This window comes from Streptomyces sp. (assembly GCF_035563135.1).
Lineage (GTDB): Bacteria > Actinomycetota > Actinomycetes > Streptomycetales > Streptomycetaceae > Streptomyces.
Genome location: NZ_DATMVN010000848.1, coordinates 1 through 2,019 on the forward strand (window position 1 = coordinate 1; position 2,019 = coordinate 2,019).

3 protein-coding genes are annotated in these 2,019 nt (G+C 70.9%); all 3 read right to left on the reverse strand.

What is annotated here, in order from left to right; all coding sequences use genetic code 11:
- Window positions 1-261, reverse strand: a 261-nt coding sequence (locus VN520_RS37550; protein WP_325751434.1) for a GntR family transcriptional regulator, incomplete at its 3' end; no start/stop codon positions are given.
- A 54-nt stretch (window positions 262-315) separates the two neighbouring features.
- A complete protein-coding gene (locus VN520_RS37555; protein WP_325751435.1) occupies window positions 316-738 on the reverse strand; it encodes an allophanate hydrolase-related protein in 423 nt (140 codons plus the stop codon).
- A gap of 118 nt (window positions 739-856) precedes the next feature.
- Window positions 857-1,672, reverse strand: a complete 816-nt coding sequence (locus VN520_RS37560; protein WP_325751436.1) for a hydroxypyruvate isomerase family protein — start codon at window positions 1,670-1,672, stop codon at window positions 857-859.
- Window positions 1,673-2,019: the final 347 nt, after the last annotated feature.

Sequence of the window (2,019 nt, forward strand, 5' to 3'; positions counted from 1 at the left end):
GCGGACGAAGTAGATCTCCTCGAGCTCCTCGGCGGTGAGGCTGGGGACGGTGAAGCCCACGTGCGGCCGGTGCGTCACCAGGCCTTCCCCCTCGAGGATCATGAGCGCCTCGCGGACCGGGATCCGGCTGACCCCCAGTGCCCCTGCCACGGCATCGACGCGGATGACGGTCCCCGGTCGCAGCTCCCCGTCGTGGATGCGGCGCCGCAGCTCCTGGAGGACCGCCTCCTGCATGGTCTGCGGTCGGAACGTGGTGACCACCTGCCACCTCGCTCTGCCGGCGTTCGTGGCAGGTGGTGTGCCCTCCCCGGTTCGTCAGTGCTGCACTCGACCCGCTCGGTAGGCGCGCCAGCCGCCGCGGTCGGAGATGTCGAGGAGACCGTGGCCCCCGGCATGCACCTCGGGGCGGAGCTGGACGGCCAGACTCGCGGACCCGTCGGCGAGCTCGATCACCGCCAGTTCGAGCTCCGGTGGCTCCACCGGCATGAACTCGTCACGGACAGCCTCCAGGGGGAGGGCGTACAGCTCCCCGGGCACGGAGACCCCGCCCTCGGTGACCGGCCACAGGGCCGGGAAACCCCCCTCGCAGGCGTAGAAGCGGTAGCGCGGAGCAGTCCGCACCTCACCGAGGAAGGTGTGGTGCGCGATGCTGGGGTGCACCCGGCCCCCGCGCATGCCCTCGCCGTTGAGGAAGAGGGGGACGGTGACGCCCCCCCGAGGCCGAGCTGGTGCTGTCATGCGATCGCTCCTCTGTCGTTGTCGTCGTCGTCGGAGACCCAGTCGGCGGCGAGCCGCTCGGCCAGCTGCTCCAGGAGCCGGCCCTGCCTCCCCGTGGCGGGAGGCAGGGAGGTCCTCTTCAGGCGGCGGAGCGGTGCAGCCAGCCGAAGCTGTCGGCCGAGGCGCCGCTGGGCTTGTACTCCAGCCCGATCCAGCCGTCGTAACCGGCGGCCGCCAGCTCGCCGAGGTACCGGTCCAGGTCGAGCTCGCCCGTGCCGGGCTCGTTCCGGCCAGGGGCGTCGGCGACCTGCACGTGCGCGACCCGCCCGCCGAAGGTCCGGAGGACCCGATCGAGGTCGTCGCCGTTGACCGCCAGGTGGTACAGGTCGCAGAGGAACCCCAGGTTGGTCACCCCGGTCTCCCCGGCGACGCGGTCGATCACCCCGATGGCGTCGGCAGCGGTGCGCAGGGGGTACCGAGGGGCGCCGCTGAGCGGCTCGACCAGCACCGTGCCACCGATCCGGTTCGCAGCCCGGCCGGCGAGGGCCAGGGTCTCCACCGCCAGCGCGTCCTGCTCCTCCGGCCCGGCGTCGTCGACCCGGTTGCCGTAGAGCGCGTTGAAGGCACGGCAGCCGAGTTGCCCGCCGATCCCTACGGTGACGTCGACGTTGTCCCGGAACTCCTGTGAGCGCGCGGGCCAGGACACCAGCCCTCGGTCGCCCGCGGGCATGTCGCCGGCGGAGAAGTTCAGCCCGACCAGCTGCACACCGGCGTCCCGGATGGCCCCGACGAAGGCGTCGACGTCGGCGTCGGCGGGGACGGCGACCGGGAAGGGCCACCAGAACTCGACGGCGTCGAAACCGGCCTCCTTGGCGGCCGCCGGGCGCTCCAGCAGGGGCAGCTCGGTGAACAGGATGGAGCAGTTGACCTCGTACCGGAGATTGCTGGCGACCATCACGTCTTCCGTGGAGTTGATCGGTTCGAATGCGAGCGCACCGCCGATCCGGGAGAATCGGAATGGTGTCACGAGTGGACTCGCAGGGAGGGTGAATCCGTGCGGGGGATTCGCTGCCTGAGAACGTAAGGGCCGCTGACAGGGGCGGTCAAGCGGTGGGATCGTACCGGTCCGGAGTTCCGGGAAGATATATCGGATGACCGACTCAGGAACTCCGGAACCCATTTCTCGAGGGCCCGGACAGTTTTTGGTGTATCCGTGGGTCGCCTGTTGACCCGGTCACAGCCGCGCTCCTAGCGTCCTGCGCCAACGGACGGTCGACCCGACCCGCCCGGCAGACCTGTGGG

Coding starts and splice junctions, on each gene's coding strand:
- VN520_RS37555 (WP_325751435.1), bottom strand. CDS start 738: ATGACAGCACCAGCTCGGCCTCGGGGGGGCGTCACCGTCCCCCTCTTC.
- VN520_RS37560 (WP_325751436.1), bottom strand. CDS start 1,672: ATGGTCGCCAGCAATCTCCGGTACGAGGTCAACTGCTCCATCCTGTTC.